19 protein-coding genes are annotated in these 20451 nt (G+C 68.3%); 3 read left to right on the forward strand and 16 right to left on the reverse strand.

What is annotated here, in order from left to right:
• Positions 1-3: 3 nt before the first annotated feature.
• Both HPO96_RS22060 and HPO96_RS39195 read right to left on the reverse strand, forming a co-directional pair.
• Positions 4-723, reverse strand: a complete 720-nt coding sequence (locus tag HPO96_RS22060; protein ID WP_171675449.1) for an RDD family protein — start codon at positions 721-723, stop codon at positions 4-6.
• 14 nt (positions 724-737) lie between these two features.
• Complete coding sequence (locus tag HPO96_RS39195; protein ID WP_171675451.1) at positions 738-1328, reverse strand: RDD family protein; 591 nt, start codon at positions 1326-1328, stop codon at positions 738-740.
• Between the two features lie 55 nt (positions 1329-1383).
• On the opposite strand from HPO96_RS39195, the gene HPO96_RS39200 reads away from it, so the two are divergent.
• The gene (locus HPO96_RS39200) at positions 1384-1809 is read left to right on the forward strand and encodes a DUF2752 domain-containing protein (protein ID WP_171675453.1); all 426 of its coding nucleotides are present in this window, start codon (positions 1384-1386) and stop codon (positions 1807-1809) included.
• A gap of 42 nt (positions 1810-1851) precedes the next feature.
• Here HPO96_RS39200 and HPO96_RS37635 read toward each other — a convergent pair whose 3' ends face one another.
• The 12 genes from HPO96_RS37635 to HPO96_RS22130 all read right to left on the reverse strand — a co-directional run bounded on the left by HPO96_RS37635 (position 1852) and on the right by HPO96_RS22130 (position 14895).
• Positions 1852-2385, reverse strand: a complete 534-nt coding sequence (locus HPO96_RS37635; RefSeq protein ID WP_184999604.1) for a hypothetical protein — start codon at positions 2383-2385, stop codon at positions 1852-1854.
• Between the two features lie 119 nt (positions 2386-2504).
• A complete protein-coding gene (gene pstB, locus HPO96_RS22080; RefSeq protein ID WP_171675455.1) occupies positions 2505-3281 on the reverse strand; it encodes a phosphate ABC transporter ATP-binding protein PstB in 777 nt (258 codons plus the stop codon).
• Positions 3282-3302: 21 nt separating this feature from the next.
• The gene (gene pstA / locus HPO96_RS22085; RefSeq protein WP_171675457.1) at positions 3303-4223 is read right to left on the reverse strand and encodes a phosphate ABC transporter permease PstA; all 921 of its coding nucleotides are present in this window, start codon (positions 4221-4223) and stop codon (positions 3303-3305) included.
• Positions 4220-5392 (reverse strand): phosphate ABC transporter permease subunit PstC, encoded by a 1173-nt coding sequence (pstC, locus tag HPO96_RS22090; RefSeq protein WP_171675459.1) that lies wholly within the window; start codon positions 5390-5392, stop codon positions 4220-4222. Before pstC ends, pstA begins: the two co-directional genes overlap by 4 nt.
• 128 nt (positions 5393-5520) lie before the next feature.
• Entirely contained in the window at positions 5521-6657 is a 1137-nt protein-coding gene (gene pstS, locus HPO96_RS22095) for a phosphate ABC transporter substrate-binding protein PstS (RefSeq protein ID WP_171675461.1), read from the reverse strand.
• A gap of 515 nt (positions 6658-7172) precedes the next feature.
• Entirely contained in the window at positions 7173-8426 is a 1254-nt protein-coding gene (locus HPO96_RS22100; protein ID WP_171675463.1) for a hypothetical protein, read from the reverse strand.
• A 5-nt stretch (positions 8427-8431) separates the two neighbouring features.
• Entirely contained in the window at positions 8432-9481 is a 1050-nt protein-coding gene (locus HPO96_RS22105) for a hypothetical protein (protein ID WP_171675465.1), read from the reverse strand.
• On the reverse strand, positions 9478-9684 hold the full coding sequence (locus tag HPO96_RS22110) for a hypothetical protein (RefSeq protein ID WP_171675467.1): 207 nt from the start codon (positions 9682-9684) through the stop codon (positions 9478-9480). The genes HPO96_RS22105 and HPO96_RS22110 overlap by 4 nt, the downstream gene beginning before the upstream one ends.
• A gap of 115 nt (positions 9685-9799) precedes the next feature.
• Positions 9800-11086 (reverse strand): hypothetical protein, encoded by a 1287-nt coding sequence (locus HPO96_RS22115; RefSeq protein WP_171675469.1) that lies wholly within the window; start codon positions 11084-11086, stop codon positions 9800-9802.
• Positions 11087-11251: 165 nt separating this feature from the next.
• The gene (locus HPO96_RS22120; RefSeq protein WP_272954656.1) at positions 11252-11725 is read right to left on the reverse strand and encodes a bifunctional nuclease family protein; all 474 of its coding nucleotides are present in this window, start codon (positions 11723-11725) and stop codon (positions 11252-11254) included.
• A 122-nt stretch (positions 11726-11847) separates the two neighbouring features.
• Entirely contained in the window at positions 11848-12726 is an 879-nt protein-coding gene (locus HPO96_RS22125) for an NUDIX hydrolase (protein ID WP_171675473.1), read from the reverse strand.
• Between the two features lie 9 nt (positions 12727-12735).
• Positions 12736-14895 carry an RNA degradosome polyphosphate kinase gene (locus HPO96_RS22130; RefSeq protein WP_171675475.1) on the reverse strand — a complete coding sequence of 720 codons (2160 nt, stop codon included), beginning with the start codon at positions 14893-14895 and terminating at the stop codon, positions 12736-12738.
• Positions 14896-14960: 65 nt separating this feature from the next.
• Here HPO96_RS22130 and HPO96_RS22135 point away from each other — a divergent pair, with 65 nt between their 5' ends.
• Together HPO96_RS22135 and mgrA are read left to right on the forward strand one after the other, a co-directional pair.
• A complete protein-coding gene (locus HPO96_RS22135) occupies positions 14961-16040 on the forward strand; it encodes an alpha/beta hydrolase fold domain-containing protein (RefSeq protein WP_171675477.1) in 1080 nt (359 codons plus the stop codon).
• Positions 16041-16122: 82 nt separating this feature from the next.
• Positions 16123-17175, forward strand: coding sequence for an L-glyceraldehyde 3-phosphate reductase (mgrA, locus tag HPO96_RS22140; protein ID WP_171675479.1), 1053 nt, complete (start codon positions 16123-16125; stop codon positions 17173-17175).
• Between the two features lie 180 nt (positions 17176-17355).
• On the opposite strand, the gene HPO96_RS22145 is transcribed toward mgrA, so the two are convergent.
• Positions 17356-18333: a TAXI family TRAP transporter solute-binding subunit gene (locus HPO96_RS22145; protein WP_171675481.1), complete on the reverse strand. Its 978-nt coding sequence runs from the start codon at positions 18331-18333 to the stop codon at positions 17356-17358.
• Positions 18330-20324 carry a TRAP transporter permease gene (locus HPO96_RS22150; protein ID WP_337796756.1) on the reverse strand — a complete coding sequence of 665 codons (1995 nt, stop codon included), beginning with the start codon at positions 20322-20324 and terminating at the stop codon, positions 18330-18332. Before HPO96_RS22150 ends, HPO96_RS22145 begins: the two co-directional genes overlap by 4 nt.
• Positions 20325-20451: the final 127 nt, after the last annotated feature.

Consider the following 20451-nt stretch of genomic DNA (forward strand, 5'->3'; position numbering starts at 1 on the left):
CCCCTACTGCTGCGGCACCTTCACCACGTAGGTGTTGCAGACCTTGTCGTGCCAGGTCTGCTTCTTGTCGTCGAACAGCGGCCACAACGAGTCGAGGAAACAGGCGTTGTTGAAGATGCTCGACAGGATCTCGCGCAGGAAGCACTTCAGCGGGCCGATCGGCTGGCCGGTGTCGTCCGCGACCAGACGCAGCTTCAGCACGCTCTTGCCGACGCTCTGACCGGTCTTTCCCTGCCGGAACACGCGGTTCCACAGGCCGATACCCATGGAGATCAGCAGGCCGACGACGAACGCGATGATCGCCCAGGGCCGCGGCCCGTCGTCCGGGTAGGAGCGGGCCGCGTTCGCGAGCACGCTGCTCATGAACAACGCATAGCCGATGATCGCCGGGATGCCGGAGACGAAGAAGTCGACGAAGGAAGCGCCGACGCGCGGCAGCCACTCGGCCAGCTCACCGTGCTGCTGGCCGCCGTAGCCGTAACCGCCCGGCACCTGCGCGTACGGCGTCTGCCCGCCGTACGGCTGCTGACCGTACGGCTGCTGCGCATGCGGCTGTTGCCCGTACGGCTGCTGCTGCCCGTACTGCGGCCCGCCCGGCTGCTGTCCGTACCCAGACTGGCCGTACGGCTGCTGGGGCTGACCATACGGCTGCGGCGACTGGCCAGGCGGGCTCCAGGGCTGCTGCGGCTCGTTACCGCCGGGTGGAGGGGTGGGAGTACTCATCTCAGGTCCGTTTCTCAGTCACGAATGACGATGTCGTTGACGATCTTGTCGTGCCACGTCTGCACCTTGGCATCCCAGAGCGGCCACAGCAGGTTCAGGAAGCAGATGTAGTTGAACACGTAGGCCATCACCTCGCGGCCGAGGTTCGCGCCGAAGCCGAGCTGCTCGCCGGTCTGCGCGTGCACGATCCGCAGGCCGGTGATCTTCTTGCCGATCGACTTCCCGCTGCGGCCCTGGATGATCACCCGGTTCCAGAACCAGACCGCCAGCGAGCCGAGGAAGCCGAGCACGATCGCCACTCCGCCCGCCGCCGACTGCGGGCTGTTGCTGCTGAGCGCGATGGTCGCGATCAGGCCGATGCCGAGCGGGATGGACTGCAACAGGCTGTCGATGAGCGCGGAGCCGGCCCGGACGCCGAAGTCCGCGATCCGGCCGGGCGGCGCATAGGCGTAACCCTGCCCCGCGGTCGCTTGGACATAAGGGTTGTAGCCCGGCTGGAACTGCCCGCCGGGCTGACCGGGCGGAAGCTGCCCGGGCTGACCGGGCGGGAACTGCCCCGGCTGTCCGGGCGGGCCGCCGTACGGGCCGTTGGGAGGAGTGCTCACCTGGATTTCCTCTCGGGGCGGGATCAGGGACTGCCCGGCACGTTACTGTGGTGGAGTGAGTCAACCGGAGGGTGTTCTCGACCGGCGCGTCCAGCCGGTGGATCGACGGGTGCTCGGCCTCGCGGCGGTCGGCGTCGGAGGCTTCGGCCTGGCCGCGATCTACCAGCAGACCGGGCTCGGCATCCCGTGCCTGCTGCACGGGCTGACCGGTCTGAACTGCCCGCTCTGCGGCTCGACCCGGATGGCCGCCGCCATGCTGCGCGGGGACCTGGACGCCGCCTGGCACTTCAACCCGGTCGTCATGGTGCTGGGCCCGCTGATCGGCGTTGCCGTCGGCTACCAATTGCTGGCCTGGGCGCTGGAGTCCGTGCGGGTGGCCCGGCTACCGCGGCTGAAGATGCGCCCGGCAACGGTCGACCGGGTGACCAAAGCCCTGCTGGTGCTGATGATCGGCTACGGCATCGCCCGCAACCTCGTCTGACGCCGGGTAGCAACCGCGCTACCCGGCGACGACGTACTGCGATCAGCGCGGGTAAACGGTGCCGGTCGCCAGGAAGATGATGTTCAGCACGGTGAAGGCGATACCGCCGATCCAGGCCACCTTGGCCAGGGTGTCCGGCTTGCCCTGCTCGCGGAACTTGCTCTGCCCGAACAGACCGAGGCCGATCGAGGCCAGCGGGCAGCAGAACCAGCAGACGATGCCGATGATCGCGAGGATCATCGGAGTGTTGTTCTGCTCGGCGGTGGCGCCGTAGCCGTAACCGCCGGCCTGCGCACCACCCGGGTAAGCGCCGTACGGCTGCTGCGGCTGCTGGCCGTACCCACCCGGCTGCTGGCCGTAACCGGGCTGCTGCTGCCCATAGCCGGGCTGCTGCTGTCCGTACCCACCGGGCTGGCCCGGGTAGCCGCCAGGCTGGGACTGGCCGTAGCCAGGCTGCTGCCCCGGCTGCCCGTACTGGCCGGGTTGGCCGTAACCCGGCTGCTGCGGAGCACCCGGGTTGTCCTGCGGCCGGTTCGGGTCGTTCTGGTCATCGCCGGGAGGCGTCGGAGTGCTCACCACGGTCCCTTCTGGAGCGTCGAAGAATCCCTGCAGACTATCTGTGCCACGGGTCTGGGGTCACGCACCCGCGCCGCCCGGCGAAACCGTTCGTTCTGCAGTGGTCGTTCTGCGGGGGATCAGCCGAAGCGACCGGTGATGTAGTCCTCGGTGGCCTTCTCGGTGGGGTTGGAGAAGATCTGCTTGGTCGGGCCCATCTCGATCAGCCGGCCCGGCTTACCGGTCGCGGCCAGGTTGAAGAACGCCGTCTGGTCGGAGACCCGGGCCGCCTGCTGCATGTTGTGCGTCACGATGACGACCGTGAACCGGTCCTTCAGCTTCTCGATCAGGTCCTCGATCGCGAGGGTGGAGATCGGGTCCAGGGCCGAGCAGGGCTCGTCCATCAAGATCACCTCGGGCTCGACCGCGATCGCCCGGGCGATGCACAGCCGCTGCTGCTGACCACCCGACAGCCCCGCGCCGGGCTTGTCCAGGCGGTCCTTCACCTCGTTCCACAGGTTGGCCCCCTGGAGGGACTCCTCGACCACCTGGGTGAGCTTCTTGCGGTCCTTGACGCCGTTCAGCTTCAGGCCGGACGCGACGTTGTCGAAGATCGACATCGTCGGGAACGGGTTCGGCCGCTGGAACACCATGCCGACCACCCGGCGGACGGCGACCGGGTCGACGCCGGTCGCGTACAGGTCCTGCTGGTCGAGCAGCACCTTGCCCTCGACGCGGGCGCCCGGAATCACCTCGTGCATCCGGTTCAGCGTCCGCAGGTAGGTGGACTTGCCGCAGCCGGACGGGCCGATGAACGCCGTGACCGAGCGGGGCTCGATCGTCATCGACACGTCCTCGACGGCCTTGAAATCGCCGTAGTAGACGTTGAGGCCGCTGACCTCGATGCGCTTCGCCATATCGACTCAGAACCTCTCTGACTATTTCGACTTGATGGTGCTGAACCGGGCGACGAGCCGGGCCAGCAGGTTGAGGGCAAGGACCAGCAGGATCAGCGTCAGCGCGGCCGCCCAGACCCGGTCCGCGGCCGGCTGCAGCGCCAGCTCGGTCCGGTCCTGGTTGATCATCGTCGGCAGCGCGCCCATGAATCCCTCGAACGGGTTCAGGTTGATGTTCTTGGAGTAGCCGACCAGGATCAGCAGCGGCGCGGTCTCACCCATCACGCGGGCCAGACCGAGCATCACGCCGGTGATGATGCCGCCGAACGCCGTCGGCACCACGACCTTCAGGATCGTCTTCCACTTCGGCACCCCGAGCGCGTACGACGCCTCCCGGAGCTCGTCCGGCACCAGTTTCAGCATCTCCTCGGTGGAGCGCAGAACGACCGGCAGCATCAGCAGCACCAGTGACAGCGAGACCGCGAACCCGACCCGGTTGAACCCGAAGACCGTGATCCAGACCGCGTAGATGAACAGCGCGGCGACGATCGACGGAACGCCGGTCAGGATGTCGATCATGAAGCTGACCGCCCGGGCGACCTTGGTGCCCTTGCCGTACTCGACCAGGTAGACCGCGCCCAGGATCGCGATCGGGACGGCGATCGCCGCCGTGATCAGCGCCATGATCAGCGTGCCCATGATCGCGTGGTATGCGCCGCCGCCCTCGCGGCGCACGGTGATCCCGCGCTGCGACTGACTCCACCATTCCGCGTTCAGCAGCAGGTGGTAGCCCTTGCTGATCACGGTCCAGAGGATCCAGACCAGCGGGATGATCGCGATCACGAAGGCGAGCACGATCAGCACCGTGGCCAGCGTGTTCTTGAACGCCCGCGCCCCCGACCGGCCGGTCAGGTCCAGCGCTTTGCCGTCGTACGCCGGCTTGTTCTCGACGATGGCGGTCATGCGGATGCTCCCTCGGTGGCGCCGGCTCGGCGGTTACGTCGCGGCCGCTTGGCGCCCGGCGCGCTGCGCGCGACGATCAGGCGGGCCGCGGAGTTGACCAGGAAGGTGACCACGAACAGCACCAGGCCGGCCGCGATGAAGGCGCCGGTCTTCTCCGGGGAGTCGAACTCGGCCGCGTTGTTGGCGATCTTCGACGCGAAGGTCTCACCACCGGCGAAGATCGACGGATCCCACGGGTCGTTGCCGTTCGGGACGGTGAGGATGATCATCACGGCCACGGTCTCGCCGAGCGCGCGGCCGAGACCGAGCATCGAGGCGCTGACCACCCCGGAGCGGCCGTACGGCAGCACCGCCATCCGGACCATCTCCCAGCGGGTCGCGCCGAGCGCGAGCGCGCCCTCGCGGTGCGAGATCGGCGTCTGGGCGAAGATCTCGCGGCTGATCGCGGTGACCACCGGCAGGATCATGATCGCCAGCACCACCGAGACGGTGAAGATGACGCCGACGTTGTCGCCCGGCGCCTTGTCGAAGACCGGGATCCAGCCCAGCGCCGACGACAGGCCGTTGATCACCGGCAGCAGGATCGGGGCGAAGAACAGCGCGCCCCACAGGCCGTAGACGATCGAGGGCACCGCGGCGAGCAGGTCGACCGCGTGCGCGACCGGGGTCGCGATTCGCCGGGGCGCGTAGTACGTGACGAACAACGCGACGCCGATCGCGATCGGGACCGCGATCACCATCGCGATCACCGAGCTGATCAAGGTGGTGTAGAACAGCGCCGCGATCCCGAACCGCGGCTCGGCGCCGCCCGGCTCCCAGACCCGGGAGAACAAGAAGTTGCTGTTGTTGTCGGCCAGCGCGGGGATCGCCAGCGCCAGCAGGAAGACGCCGACGAACGCGACGATCAGGATGACCACCGCGCCGGAGCCGTGCGCGAGCCCGGAGAACAGCCGGTCGCCGAGGTGGCCGACCGGTCCGAGCGCGAGCTCCTTCTTGCTGTCGTCCTTGGTCGCCACGGCGGTGCCGCCGGTTCGGCGTCCGTCGTCGTCGGTCTCCTCGGCCAGCGCGTCGAAACGCAGCGCGGGACCGGTCTCGTCGACCAGGTCCTCGATCTTCGGCTCCGGACCGGCCGGCCGGCCGGGCGGTTCCGTGCCGTCTGGACTACTCATCGATGGTGCTCCAAGCGCCTGGGGTCGTCGTGGGGCGTGCGGTTCGGGATGTTCTCGATGACGAGGCGAAGCCCCGGCCGCCCTCCGAGGAACTCGGACCGGCCGGGGCTCACATCAGTGCGGTGCGGTCAGCTGATCGACTGGATGGCCGCGTCGACCTTGGTCCGGATCTCCTCCGGCAGCGGCGCGTAGTTCAGCTCGGTCAGCGAGGCCTGGCCGTCCTTGCCGGCGAAGTAGCTCAGGAAGCTCTTCACCAGCGCGGTCTTCTCGGCCGGGAGACCCTTGCTGCAGGCGATCTCGTAGGTGACCAGGATGATCGGGTAGGCCCCGGCCTCCTTGGTCGCGTAGTCCAGCTTCAGGGCCAGGTCGGCGCCGGTGCCGGCCGGCTTCGCGGCGGCCAGCGCCTTACCGGCGGACTCGGCGGTCAGCTCGACCGGGGCGCCCGAGCCGTTGTCGATCTGCGCGACGCCGAGCTTGTTGTCCACGGCGTACGACCACTCGACGTACGTGATCGAGTTCTTGGTGCTCTTGACGCCCTCGGCGACACCCGCGGACTTCTCCTTGCCCGCACCGGTGCCGGTCCACTTCTTGGCCGGCTCGCCCTTCCACGCACCGGCGCCGGCGGCGGCCAGGTACTTGGTGAAGTTCTCGGTGGTGCCCGACTCGTCGGAGCGGAAGAAGACCGAGATCGGGGTCGACGGCAGCGTGGCGCCGGTGTTCAGCTTGGCGATCGCCGGGTCGTTCCAGGTCTTGATGTCGCCCTGGAAGATCTTGGCCGCAGTGGCGCCGTCCAGCACCAGCTTCGGCAGCCCGTCGACGTTGTACGCGATCGCGACCGGACCGATCACCATCGGCAGGTTCAGCGCCGGGTTGGTCTGGCAGCGCTTCGCGGCCGCGGCCGCCTCGGTCTCGCCGCCGTCCTTGTTCTCGGTCTTGAGCGCCGAGTCCGAACCGGCGAAGTCCACCTGGTTCGCGTTGAACTGCTTGATACCCGCGCCCGACCCGGTCGCGTTGTAGTTCACCGACACGTCGGCGCACTTCTCGTTGTACTTGCTGATGACCTCTTCGATGGCGTTCTTCTGCGCCGACGAGCCTTCGGCGTTCAGCGTGCCCTGCGGGCAGTCGGCCGCGCCGGTCGAGGACGAGCCCGAGCTCGGGTTCGAGGAGCCGGACGGCTCCGGGTCACTGCCACAGGCGCTCAGTGCGAGAACGCCGAGGGATGCCACGGCGACGGTGCCGACGCGGAGCAGGCGATTGACGGACACGAGGTGTTGCCCTTCTGCGGGAATCAGACTTCTGAACTTCCACAGACGGTAAGGAGACCAGGTGACTCATCACCCCGCCACCGGTGAACGACCGGTGAACGGTTCAGGCACCATAAACGACACCCGGCGTGCCACCAGGCAGCCATCAGGTGAACTGAGTTAGCACCCGTCACTCTCCGTAGAGAAAGACGAGTGCTTGCTCACGTTTCAGTAACGGGCAGCTGACAACTACTGCTGAGCCGTGGTGACCTCAGGCGCGGAGCAGGCATTGCCCTTGCACACGTTGGCGACGACGCGCATCAGGCCCACCGCACCCCCGGCTGTTGCTGTGCGTCCAGGTGTCGCCGTTGCGCCGGTTGGCCGTGTACGTCGAGTTGACCTCCGCCCACTCCGTACCCCACCCACGCCTCCACCGGCAAACTTGCCGCATTTGCCACACCGACCCTCTTGACGCCCGCAGGAAACTGCCCGGAGTTGCAACTTCGTGCAATTTTCGGCGGACTCCGGAAAGACGCTCAGCGGATGGTCAGGGTGAAGGGTTTGCTGGTGGTTGCGAGTACGGGGAGGCCGTTGATCTTGAGTGGTGGTGTTGCGATTCGCCAAGTGGTGACACCGCGACGAGTTGCCTTGATCGGCACGATCGCGGCGCCGTTCTTCAGTGGGACGGCCCGGATGTAGCGCCACCGCTTGCCGTCCCACTGGTGCAGGGCGGCGTTCATCGCGATCGCCGGCAGCACGCGCACGTTCAGCTTGGTGATCTGCCCGAGTTTGGGCCGGCTCGACTCGAATCGGGTGATGATCAGGTTCGAGATCGTCCGCGACGACCTCGCCGAACTGGAGGCCGGCGGCGTCAGCTCGATCGAGTTCGCGTTGATCTTCTTCAGTCCCGGCAGCCAGATCCGGTACTGGCGGCCGCCCAGCGACCCGATCCAGGTTTGGATCGGGTCGTCGTTGGAGTAGCCGCTGAACTTGCCGTAGGTCTTCCAGGCCGCACTGCTGGTCGGCCGGGCCTGCAGATGCACCGCCGAGGCGTAGTGCATCGTGCGCGGGCTGCTGGTCGGCGACGCGTAGATCTGCACGCTGTCCCCGTACGGCACCTGGGCCGCCACACCGGAGATACCCGCCTGCGCCGAAATGACCTCCACCCGGCGACCGAAGTTGAAGTCGTGACCCCAGGTATTGCCCGCCCACACCCGATAGCTCGTTGGCCGAGGTCGCGGCGGAACAGTGAACGTGGTCGCTCCCAGCGGTACGGCGATGTCGACGCCCGCACCGCCATCAGGCCCGTACGCGGTGATCTTGAGCCACTCGTCCGGCAGGTCGAGCGGATCACCTGGCGTCTGGTCGACGACCGGCTCCTGCGTCCAGGACAGCCGCACCGAGCCATCCGCCAACAGGTCGGCATCCTGAACCCGCGGCTGATTCGGCCGCCGCGCGTCGAACACCACCGACGTAGCGACCGCACTCCGCTCCCCCTCCGCATTCCGCGACGTCACGCGAATCCGGATCCGGTCGCTGTTCGGCAAACCGTCGACGAAAGCCTTGTTCGCCGCACCGGCCGCCACCGTCCTGACTTCGAAGATCACGCCGGTGTCGACGTACTCCTTCTCGATCACGTTCGCTTCACCATTGTCCTGCCAAGTGACCTGGGCAAACCCTTTGACCCAAGCAACAGCGACGTCGGTGGGCGCATCCGGAGCGGCTGCCCAGGCGGGGGTGGTGAGGGTGGTCGTGAGGAGGGCGGTGGTCAGGGCGAGTGTTTTGCGCATAGTTGTCAGCCGATGGTGATGGGGAAGGGGGAGCTGGTGGTGGGGGTGAGGGGGAGGTTGTTGATGGTGGCGGCGGGGAGGGAGATGCGGTAGCTGTAGGGGCCTCGGTCGGCGCCGGTGTTGGCGTGGGCGAGCATGGAGCCGTTGCGGAACTGGACTGCGAAGACGTTGCGCCAGTGGCCTTTGAGGAGGACCTGGAGCATGCCGCGGACGGTGACGGCGGGCTGGATCTTGGCCCAGACGTCGACGCGGGCGTGGCGGGCCGGGTGGGCCGGGGTGAAGCCCTTACTGACGAACTTGACGTAGGTCTTGGAGGATCGGGCCGAGGTCGAGGTGGCCGGGGTCAGCGCGATGATGTTGCCAACAGCAACTTTGCGGGCCGGGACGTAGAGCCGGTACTGGCGGTTGCCCAGCGAAGCGATGCCGGTGTCGAAGGCGGTGGTCGTGTTGCCGGTGTAGCGGCCGTAGGTCTTCCAGGCGTCTGTGGTCTTGGCGCGGGCCTGCAGCTCGACCTTGATCCCGCCGGCCTTCTCCTTGTGGCCCTCGGTGAACATCATGCTCAGGCTGCTCTTGATACCCAGCCGTGACGAGTAGACCGCGCCGGCGGGGACGCTGATCCCGGCGCCGATCGTGCCGACCCGCAGCAGTTTGGCGTCCGGCGTCTCACCCCACTCGTTGGTGGAGATCAGCCGAACGGCGGCGGGCCGGGGCAGCGCGGCCAGGTTGGCCGAGGTCTGGCGGGGATCGAAGTCGAAGGTCTGGGTGGCCGTGCCGGGCAGATCAGCGACGGCTTTGAAGCCCACGTTGCCGGGCAGGTCCAGAATGTCGCCCGGTGTCCGGTCCTGATCGGACGGCGTCGCCCAGAAGAGGCTGATGTTCAGCCGGCTGTCCAGCCCGGCGTCGGACAGCCCGGGCGGCGCGGGGCGCTGGGTGTCGAACCAGCCCGTCGCGGTCGACTGGGTCAGGTCGTCGCCACTGGCAACAACCAGGCGGACCCGGTCCGCGGCCTTCAGCTTGGCCGGCAGGATCACTTCGTTGCCCTCGGCAGCAGTCACCGACTTGAGCAGCTCGGTCCGATGCGGGTCTCGTACTCGGCCCAGATGGTGTTCGGGCCGCCGTCGTCGCTCCACGAGAGCCGGAGATCCCGGTCGGGAGACCAGACGACCGCGGCGGCGGTCGGTGCGGCGGCCCAGGCGGGCGCCGGGAGGACGGCGGTCAAAAGGGCGGCCGTGACCGCGGTGACGACAAGCTTGCGCATGCGGGATCCCCAGGGTGAGAACGCCTGGTGGTCACCCCTGCCGCCAGTGCGTGAGCTGAAAATAGCGCACGCACCGGCGGGTGGAGCAAGTCCTACGGGTTGCAGCTTGGTGCAATTACTTCACGGTGAGGTTGTACGCCGGGCTGGTGTTCGCCTGCACGGTGAGACCGTTGACGACGATGTTCGGGACGATGAAGCGCAGCCGCAGCGTGTAGCGCTCGGTCTCGATGTCACCGCGCTCGACGTACGAGCCCTTGGTCAGCGGGACGGTGAAGTCGGGGATGTCGATCCAGCGCTTGCCGTCCCAGCCCTGGACCTTGGCCCGGACCGACACCGCCGGGGAGATCTTCACCGAGAGGGTGGAGCGGCCGCCGACCTTGACGACCGACGGGCTGAAGCCGCCGCTGACGAACTTGACGTAGGTCTTCGAGGACTTGACCGAGGTCGAGGTGGCCGGGGTCAGCGCGATGATGTTGCCAGCAGCAACCTTGCGGGCCGGGACGTAGAGCCGGTACTGGCGGTTGCCCAGCGCGGCGATCCCGGTGTCGAAGGCGGCGGTGGTGGCGCCGGTGTAGCGGCCGTAGGTCTTGAAGGCCTCGGTGGTCTTGCCGCGGGCCTGCAGCTCGACCTTGATCCCGCTGGCCTTCTCCTTGTGGCCCTCGGTGAAGACCAGGCTCAGGCTGCTCTTGATCGCGAGCCGGTTGGAGTAGAGCGCCGAGGCCGGGACGGTGATACCGGAGCCCATGACGCCGAGCTTCACGATCTTGGCGGACGCCGCGCTGCTGCCCCACTCGTTGACGCCGACGACCCGGATCGACGACGGCCGAGCCTGCGCCGGGACGACGCCCGTGGTCGCGCCGACGGCGAAGTCGTAGGTCTTGTTCGGAGTCGAGCCCGGCAGGTCGACGACGGCCGCGGCCGAGCCGTTGCCCGGGACGTCCAGCGGGTCGTTCGGCGTGCCGCTGTCCGCGACGGCGGTCAGCGCCCACTTCAGGTTGATGGCGGCGTTGGCGGCCAGGTTCGCGTCCTGGACGACCGGCACGCCCGGCAGGAAGGTGTCGAACTCCGGCGACGGAGCCGCCGCGCTCTCGCCCTCGGCGTTGGACGCCTTGACGATGAGCTTCACCTTGTCCTTGCCCTTGGCGAGAATGCTCTTCGGGACGAGGATCTCGTTCGCGGCGGTCGAGACGACATCGGCGAACTTGAGCTCGTTACCGCCCGGCAGCTGCCAGTAGACGGTGTTGGCCAGGTCGGCGTCGACCCAGCTCAGCTTGATGTTGTTCGCGTCGGCCCAGGAGATCGCGACGTTGGTCGGCGCGTCCGGGACGGCGGCGAAGGCGGGCGCCGCGACGCCGACCGACAGGAGGGCGGCCACGGCAGCAGTGGCGGTGAATCTACGCATGAAGGTATTTCCCCAGGTGAGAGCGCCTGACGATCACCCCTGCCGTCAGTCCGCGTGTGTGGGCGAAATGTAACGCACGCACAGGCCGCGAAACGAAGTTTTGCAGCTATGTGCAATGTGACCGAGGTTTCAATCCACACTCGGTGGGGAATGCGTGACTCTCCGTCAGCTGGAGAAGTCCTCCGGGGCGACGCCGTCGAGGAACTGACGGAAGCGTTCGAGCTCGGCCTGCTCCTCCTCGGGAGTGGCGACGCCGGCCTCCCGCAGCACCTCCTCGGTACAGCGGATCGGGGTGTTCAGCCGGACCGCGAGCGCCACCGAGTCGCTCGGACGAGCGGAGACCCGGACGCCGTTGTCGAGTACCAGCTCGGCATAGAAGACGGCCTCGCGCAGCTCGACGATCTCGACCGCCTCGATCCGGACGCCCCAGGCCTCGATCAGGTCGCGCATCAGGTCGTGGGTGAGCGGCCGCGACGGCCGCAGGCCCTGCTCCTCGTAGGCGATCGCGGTCGCCTCGACCGAGCCGATCGAGATCGGCAGGTAGCGGTAGCCCTCGGACTCGCGCAGCATCATCACCGGGGCCCGGTTGGGCGATTCCATCCGGATCCCGATCAGTGTCAGTTCTCGCATCATCGTCATGGTGCGACCTCTCCTCAGACCGGCTCCCGGTGGGGCGCCGGTTCCTCGGTAGGAACATACCCGTCGGTTCCAGTGTCACCCGGACACGCCTCCCGCTGTGCCTGGATCGTCACCCAGCCGTGTCAGGGCGCGCGGAAACGCTCTGACACCATCCGCCCGTCCGCGAGCCGGTGCGCGACGACGAACGAGCCGGTCGCGAACTTGCCGACCTTGAGCCCCAGCTCCCGCGCGAGCGCCGGCAGCACCGGCCGGTGCGAGCACACGACCGTCACCTTGCCCGGCTTCCAGGCGCGCTCGGCCAATCCGTCGAGACCGCCCGGGTCGGCGTCGTACCCACGCTCGGAGATCTCCGGCCACAGGTGGATATGCCGCTGCAGGGAGTCGGCGTACGGCGTCAGCGTCGCGACACATCGCTCTGCGTCACTGGAGATCAACCGATTGGCGCCGAGCGCCGCCAGTACGCCGGTGAGTCGCGCGGCGACCGCCGTACCGGCATCGTTGAGCGGGCGCAGGGTGTCCTTCCCGTCCCACTCCTTACGTTTCACGGCCTCCGCATGCCGGACGACGATCAGCGTCGCGACCACCGATACGACGCCGCCCAGGGCGTCCAGAATGCCGACATCGCGCGGGTAGCTGAGCCGGCCGCGCGCCTTACCGACCGGCAGCCAGGCGATCTCGTCGACCTCGTCGTTCGGCTCGAAACCGTGCTCGGTCGTCGGAACGGCCGACCAGTAGTGCACGAGCTTCTCGACGGTGGCGCCGTTCTTGCGGACCGGATAGCGCTGGACGCCGAGCGACGGGCCGATCAGCACCTGCTCGCCGGTCTCCTCCTCGATCTCGCGGTGCGCGCCGAGCAGCACATGCTCGTGCGGCGTGAGTTTGCCCTTGGGCAGCGACCAGTCGTCGTACCGAGGCCGGTGCACGAGCAACACCTCGCGGGCGCCGCGGCGCTCTCGCCAGACGACGCCCCCCGCGGCGATAACCGTCGCCGGGTGACTCATGGTGACAGCCTAAGTAATCGGATCGGCAGTTCTGCGGCGGCCACGCGTGGCAATCAGTCTGCTCTGCAGATCACGCAGGGATTCACCCTCCGGGCCGGTCAGCCGGGCCTGCCAGGTGTTGTCCGGCTGCAGCCACCAGGACTGCGTGCCCTCGTCGAGCGCCAGGTCGAACATCTCCCGGACCTCGGCGATGTGGTCGGCCTCCTTGAGCTGCACCAGCACCTCGACCCGGCGGTCCAGATTGCGGTGCATCAGGTCGGCCGAGCCGATCCACGCCTCCGGCTCGCCGCCGTTCTCGAACCAGAACACGCGGCTGTGCTCGAGGAACCGGCCGAGAATGCTGCGCACCCGGATGTTGTCCGACAGCCCTTCGATCCCCGGCCGCAGCGTGCAGATCCCGCGGATCCACAGATCGACCGGCACACCGGCCTGGGACGCGCGGTAGAGCGCGTCGCACAGGGCCTCGTCGACCAGGCTGTTCACCTTGATCCGGACCCGGGCCGGGCGACCGGCCAGATGGTGCTGGACCTCGCGATCGATGCGCTCGATCAGGCCCCGCCGGACCGACTGCGGCGCGACCAGGATCCGCCGGTAGCCGGCGTTCCGGGCGAAGCCGGACAGGTGGTTGAACAGATGCGCGACGTCCTCGGTCACGACCTTGTCGCTGGTCAGCAGGCCGAGGTCTTCGTACAGGCGGGCGGTCTTCGGGTGGTAGTTGCCGGTGCCGATGTGCACGTAACGGCGCAGGCCGTCCGGCTCGTCGCGGACCACCATCGACAGTTTCGAATGCGTCTTGAGGCCGATCACGCCGTACACGACGTGGCAGCCCGCGTGCTCCAGCTGGCGGGCCCACTTGATATTCGCCTGCTCGTCGAAACGGGCCTGGATCTCGACCAGCACCAGGACCTGCTTACCCGCCTCGGCCGCGTCGATCAGCGCGTCGACGATCGGCGAGTCACCCGACGTCCGGTACAGGGTCTGCTTGATCGCCAGCACCTGCGGATCGGCCGCGGCCTGCTCGATGAAGCGCTGCACACTCGTCGAGAACGAGTCGTACGGGTGGTGGACGAGCACGTCGCGCTGTTTGAGCGCGTAGAACATGTCGGCCGGGTTCGAGGTCTCGACCTCGGCCAGGTGCGGGTGCGTGGACGGGACGAACGCCGGGTACTTCAGCTCGGCCCGGTCCAGACCGGAGATCGTGAACAGGCCGCGCAGATCGAGCGGGCCGGGCAGCTCGAACACCTCGGCCTCGGTGACGCCGAGCTCGGACAGCAGCAGCGCCTTCACCTGCGGGTCGATCGACTCCTCGACCTCGAGCCGGACCGGCGGGCCGAACCGGCGGCGCAGCAGCTCCTTCTCGAGCGCGGCCAGCAGGTTCTCGGCGTCGTCCTCCTCGACCTCGAGATCCTCGTTCCGGGTGACCCGGAAGGTGTGGTGCTGGGTGACCTCCATCCCCGGGAACAGCTGGCCCAGGTGGGTCGCGATCACATCCTCGAGCGGGACGAACCGGCCCTCGGCGACCTGGACGAACCGCGGCAGCAGCGGCGGCACCTTCACCCGGGCGAAGTGCTCGCCGCCGGTGTCGGGATTGCGGACGACGACGGCCAGGTTCAGGCTGAGGCCGGAGATGTACGGGAACGGGTGTGACGGGTCGACGGCGAGCGGCGTCAGCACCGGGAAGACGCGGTCGCGGAAGAAGCGCGTCATGTCCTCGCGCTCGCTGTGCTCCAGGTCGTCCCAGCGGAGGATGTCGATGCCCTGCTCGGTCAGCGCCGGCTGGACCACCTTGCGCCAGGTGTCGGCCTGCCGGTCCATCAGCTCGCGGCTGCGGCTCAGGCTGCGGTCGAGCACCTCGCGGGGCAGCAGACCGCTGGCCGCCTTGACCGCGACCCCGGCCGCGATCCGGCGCTTCAGACCGGCGATCCGGACCATGTAGAACTCGTCCAGGTTGCTGGCGAAGATGGCCAGGAACTTGGCCCGCTCGAGCAACGGGACGCTGTCGTTCTCGGCGAGTTCGAGCACTCGCTGGTTGAACGCCAGCCAGCCCAGCTCCCGATCGGAGAACCGATCCGCCGGCAGATCACCGGCCGCCGCGATGTCGTACGGCGGTTCGACGTCGTACTCCCGATTGTGGGATGCCAGCAAGTCTCCAGCCACGTTGACCAGCATCCCACCCTTTGGTGAACGCCAGGTAGCGCAGGGCATGTCGGACCTTGTTGCTAGCGTCACTCCTTGTGAACCCTCGATTGGACGCCCTGCTCCGCGGCACCGTGTCCGCCGCCCAGGCGAACGCGCTGACGCCGCTCTACGCGCTGCCCGCCGCCGTCCGCCGCCGCCTGGCCGGCCCGCCGATCCAGATCGACGGGAACACCCTCGACCCCGAGATCCAGCTGCTGCTGCGGGCCAACGCATTGTTGCCCGGCACAACGAAGACGGATGCGCTCGCGGCCCGCGCCCAGTTCCGCTCCGTGAACAAACTGGTCGCCGGGCACCCCCGGGCCCTACAGCGTGTGACCGACCTCACCGTTCGCGGCGCCGACGGGCAGCTCGGCGCCCGGCTCTACGTCCCGCGGACGGGTCGCGACACCGGTAACGGCCTGCTCGTCTTCTTCCACGGCGGCGGCTGGGTCGTCGGCGACCTCGACACCCACGACTCGCTCTGCCGGATCATCGCGGCGGACGCCGGGATTCGCGTCCTCGCGGTCGACTACCGGCTGGCCCCCGAGGCGCCCGCGCCGACCGCCGCGGAGGACGCCATCGCCGCCTTCACCTGGGCCGTCGACCACGCCGAGGACCTCGGCGTCGACCCGGCCCGGATCGCCGTCGGCGGCGACAGCGCCGGCGGCAACGTCTCGGCCGTCGTCGCCCAGCAGTCCGTCGTGCGCGACTTTCCGCGCCCGGCGCTGCAGGTGCTGCTCTACCCCGCGCTCGACCTGGTCGGCCGCCGTCCCAGCCGGGACCTGTTCGGCGAAGGCTTCCTCCTGACCGAGGAGGACATCATGTGGTACCGCGAGCACTACACGCCCGACCCGGCCGCGCGCCCGACCGCCGAGGTGTCCCCGCTGCTGGTCGACGACAAGGCCCTCGCCGAGCTGCCGCCCGCGCTGGTCACCTCGGCCGGTTTCGATCCGCTCCGCGACGAGGCCCGTGAGTACGTCGACCGGCTGACCGCGGCCGGCGTCCCGGTCACCCACCTGTACCACCCGACGCTCGTCCACGGTCACTACAACCTGATCCCGCTGCCCGGCGCGACCGCCGACGCGCTCGTCACGCTGACCGCGCACCTGAAGGCCGCCCTCGGCCCGGCATCCTGAGCCGGGCGTCCAGAAGTTGGGTTTCTAGCTGTCAGTTGTGCCGTTTCTTGCGCAAAACAAGGGGTTTTGCGCTTGTAACTACATGGGGCAGACTGGCCGGGTGACTGATTACGTAGCGGCAGGCGAGCGGTACGACGACCGGATGGTTTACCGACGGACGGGTAAGAGCGGGCTGCAGCTGCCCGCGGTCTCGCTGGGGTTGTGGCACAACTTCGGCGACGACAAGCCGTTCGAGACCCAGCGCGCCATCCTGCGCCGGGCCTTCGACCTCGGCGTCACGCATTTCGACCTGGCGAACAACTACGGCCCGCCCTACGGCGCCGCCGAGACCAACTTCGGGACGCACTTCCAGCGGGACTTCAAGAAGTACCGCGACGAGCTGATCCTGTCGAGCAAGGCCGGGTACGACATGTGGCCGGGCCCGTACGGCCAGGGCGGCGGCTCGCGTAAGTACGTGCTCGCCTCCCTCGACCAGTCGCTGGCCCGGATGGGCGTCGACTACGTCGACATCTTCTACTCGCACCGCTTCGACCCGGACACGCCGCTCGAGGAGACGATGGGCGCGCTCGACACCGCCGTCCGCTCCGGTAAGGCCCTGTACGCCGGCATCTCGTCGTACAGCGCGGAGAAGACCCGCGAGGCCGCGCGGATCCTGCAGGAGCTGGGGACGCCGCTGCTGATCCACCAGCCGTCGTACTCGATGCTGAACCGCTGGATCGAGGAGGACCTGCTGGACGCCGTCGGCGAGCTCGGCGTCGGCGTGATCGCGTTCTCGCCGCTGGCGCAGGGTGTGCTGACCGACCGCTACCTGGGCGGTATCCCCGAGGGCTCGCGGGCCGCGCAGGGCAAGTCGCTGGATCCGGAGTCGCTGACCGAGGACACCCTCAAGCACGTCCGCGCGCTGAACGAGATCGCCAAGCAGCGCGGCCAGTCCGTCGCCCAGCTCGCCATCGCCTGGACGCTCCGGGACACCCGGGTCACCAGCGCGCTGATCGGCGCTTCCAGCGTCGCCCAGCTGGAGGGCAACCTCGAAGCGGTCCGCAACCTCGAGTTCAGCGCCGCCGAGCTCGAAGCCATCGACGCGGACGCCGTCGAGGCCGGCATCAACCTCTGGAAGAAGAGCTCCGACCACTGACATGAGTGACCGGGCCCGGGGCCTTCGGATGCCTCCGAAGGTCCGGGCCCGGTCGGCCGGCTCGGACTGCGCCTGGTTGTCCGGTCCGGCAGGTCCCGCCGCCGCTGCGCCTGGTGTGCGGCGGTGGGTCTGACGCCCTCCCCCGCTGCGCCTGGAGTGCGGGGGAGGACGGGTTCGTGACTACTTCAGGGCGTCCAGCGCCTTCTGGGCGCCGGGGTGCAGCGGGACCGGGTCGGTCTTCGCGGCGTTCGCCTTGTCGATCCCCTTCGCGGCCGCGTTGACGGCGACCAGGGCATCGAGGTTCTCGTAGAGGGTCTTGGTCAGCTGCTCGGCCAGCTCGTCCTTCATGTCCTTGCGGACCAGCAGGACGTTCGGGACGACGATCGTCGAGACGTCGGCCGGCTGCTTGTACGTCGCGGCCGGGATCGGCGCCTCGGAGTACACCGAGCCGTACTTTTCGGTCATTTTGGGCAGCAGGTCGGTGATCGACAAGAGCTTGACGCCCTTCCCGAGGCTGGTGGTCAGATCGGTGATGCCGCCGGTCGGCAGCCCGCCGGACCAGACCAGCGCGTCGATCGAGCCGGATTTCATCGCGTCCACCGACTCCGGCAGGCCGAGCCGCTGGGCGGTGACGTCCTTGGCCGGGTCGAGACCGGCGGCCTCGAGCAGCCGCCGGGCGATCACCTCGGTACCCGAGTTCGGCGAACCGGTGGAGACCCGCTTGCCCTTCAGGTCGGCGATCGAGTTGATGTTCGCCGACGTCCGGACGGCGACCTGGGTGAAGTTGTTGTAGAGCCGGGTCAGCGCGACGACGTCCTGCTTGGACTGGAAGCTGTTCACGCCGTTGACCGCGTCGGCGGCGGTGTCGCCGAGGGAGAAGGCGATGTCGTAGTTGCCGCCGACCAGGCCCTGCACGTTCTGCACCGAGGCGCCGGTCTCACTCGCGGTGGCCCGGTAGCCGGACATCTTCTCCGAGATCACCGAGGCGTAGGCGCCGCCGAGCTGGTAGTAGACGCCCGTGGTGTTGCCGGTGGCAATGGTCAGCCGGCCGCCGGACGCCGAGCCGGAGGCGGGCGGCTCCTGCTGGCCGCCACAGGCGACGAGCGAGACGGCGGCGGCGAGCGCCACCACGACAGCGGGGAGGCGACGGGTCTTCATGTGCTGGCGGGTCCTTCCTTCGGTGCGGCCTGGCGTTGCCGCCGGACCACATTGATGACGACGGCAACAAGTAGCAAACCGATCCCGGCGCCGATGGTTACGGGCGCCAGGTAAAGCAGTAGCAGCGCGGCCGGGACGCAGACCGCGCGCTCCACCCAGCTGGTGGCGACGACGATCCAGCCGCCGGTCACCACGGCCAGTGCCCCGACGGCCAGCATCGACACCCCGAGCGTCCAGATCATGCCGACGAACGATCCCTGGCCGAGCAGGTGCGCGCCGTTGTCGGTGAGCACGAACGCGAACGGCACCAGGAACGCCGGCAGCGTGTACTTCCACGCCTGCCACATGGTCGGCATCACCTTGCCGCCGGTGATCGCGGACGTCGCGACCGCGGCCAGCGCGGTCGGCGGCGACACCTCGGACAGCACGGCGTAGTAGAAGATGAACATGTACGCCTCGGGCTGCGTGACGCCCAGCTGCACCAGCGCCGGCGCGATGATCACCGCGGCGATGATGAAGGACGCCGTCACCGGCACCGCGAGCCCGAGGATCAGAACGGCGAACGCCGACAGCACCACGGTAAGGATCAGGATCACGGTGTGGTTGTCGGTCAGCCCACGGGCCGCGCCGACGATGATCTCGGCCAGGTTCAGCCCGAGCCCGGTCTGGGTGGTGACCGCCACGATCACGCCGGCCGTCGCACAGGTCGCCGCCACCGGCAGTACCGAACGGGTGCCCTGGGCAAGGGCTTTGACCAGCGGCCCGGCGGTGAGCCGGTGCTCCTTGTCCAGGAACGACAAGCCGAACTGGATGATCACCGCGTAGACGACGGCCTTGAACGGCGGGACGTCGACCGCCATGAAACCGATGATCACGAACAGCGACAGGAAGTGGTAGCCGAACCGCAGGAACAGCTTCCAGGCCGACTGGGTCGAGGTCTCGGTGGACGTCGTCCCGTGCCGGCGGGCGTCGATCTCGATCGCGAGCAGGATGCCCAGGTAGTAGAGGATCGTCGGGATGACGGCGTACCCGAGCACGGTCAAGTACGAGACCTGCAGGAACTCGGCGATGATGAAGGCTGCCGCGCCCAGCGTCGGCGGGGACAGGATTGCGCCGATGCCTGCCGCGGCGAGCATGCCGCCGGCCGGCTCGGCCGGGTAGCCGGCCCGGCGCAGGATCGGCCAGGAGACCGTGCCGAGCGACACGGCGGTCGCCGTCCCGGAGCCCGAGACGCTGCCGAGCAGGAAGCCCGCCAGCGTGACCGTGCGGCCGGGCGCCGTCCGGCTGCGCTTGAAGGCGGCGAAGGAGAGGTCGATGAAGAATTTGCCGGCGCCGGAGTAGTCGAGCACGGCGCCGTAGATGGTGAAGAGCACGATGTAGCTGGCGGCAACGTTCAGCGGCGTCCCGTAGAACCCCGCGGTGCCCATCGTGAACTGCGCGATGATCGCGTCGAAGTTGAAGCCCTGGTGCGCCAGCGACCAGGTGTAGGGCAGCAGGCCGCCGTAGTACGCGTAGGCGAAGAACAGCAGGCTGACGAGCGGGAGCACCCAGCCCGTCGTCCGGCGGCAGGCCTCCAGCAGCAGGACGAGCAGGACGGCGCCCGCGAGCACGTCGAGCGTGGTCGGGGTCTGCCGCCGTTCGAGGTAGCCGTCGAAGTCGAGCAACGGATAGACACAGGCCGCCAGCGCGATCAGCGCGAGGATCCAGTCGCTGATGCCGGGGTCGTCGTGGTCACGGTTGCGAAACGGATTCAGCACCGCGGGGACCTTCCAGCCCCGGTAACACAGCAGCGTCATCGGCAGCACGGCTGCGAGAAAGATCACCAGGTAAAACTGCGTTCCCTGTGGTAGTGGGAAGAAGACCTGGAGCAGTACGCCGATGCTCACGATCGCGCACCAGACCGCGATGATCACATCGAGGGCAGGTCGAAGCCGCCGAGCGGGCCGTTCCTGCTCGTACTCGGCCAGTTCTTCGTCGGAGGGCGTGCTCACGCCACCCCCCGTTCCGATACCGACAGTCATCTACCGGTTCCCTCCTGTGTGCGGAAGGCTAATGTTGCCGAACACTGCGTGGAGTCGCGTGATTACGTCTTTACCAAGATCTGACACATCCGGGCGT

It is taken from the genome of Kribbella sandramycini (assembly GCF_013131805.1).
Taxonomy (GTDB): domain Bacteria; phylum Actinomycetota; class Actinomycetes; order Propionibacteriales; family Kribbellaceae; genus Kribbella; species Kribbella sandramycini.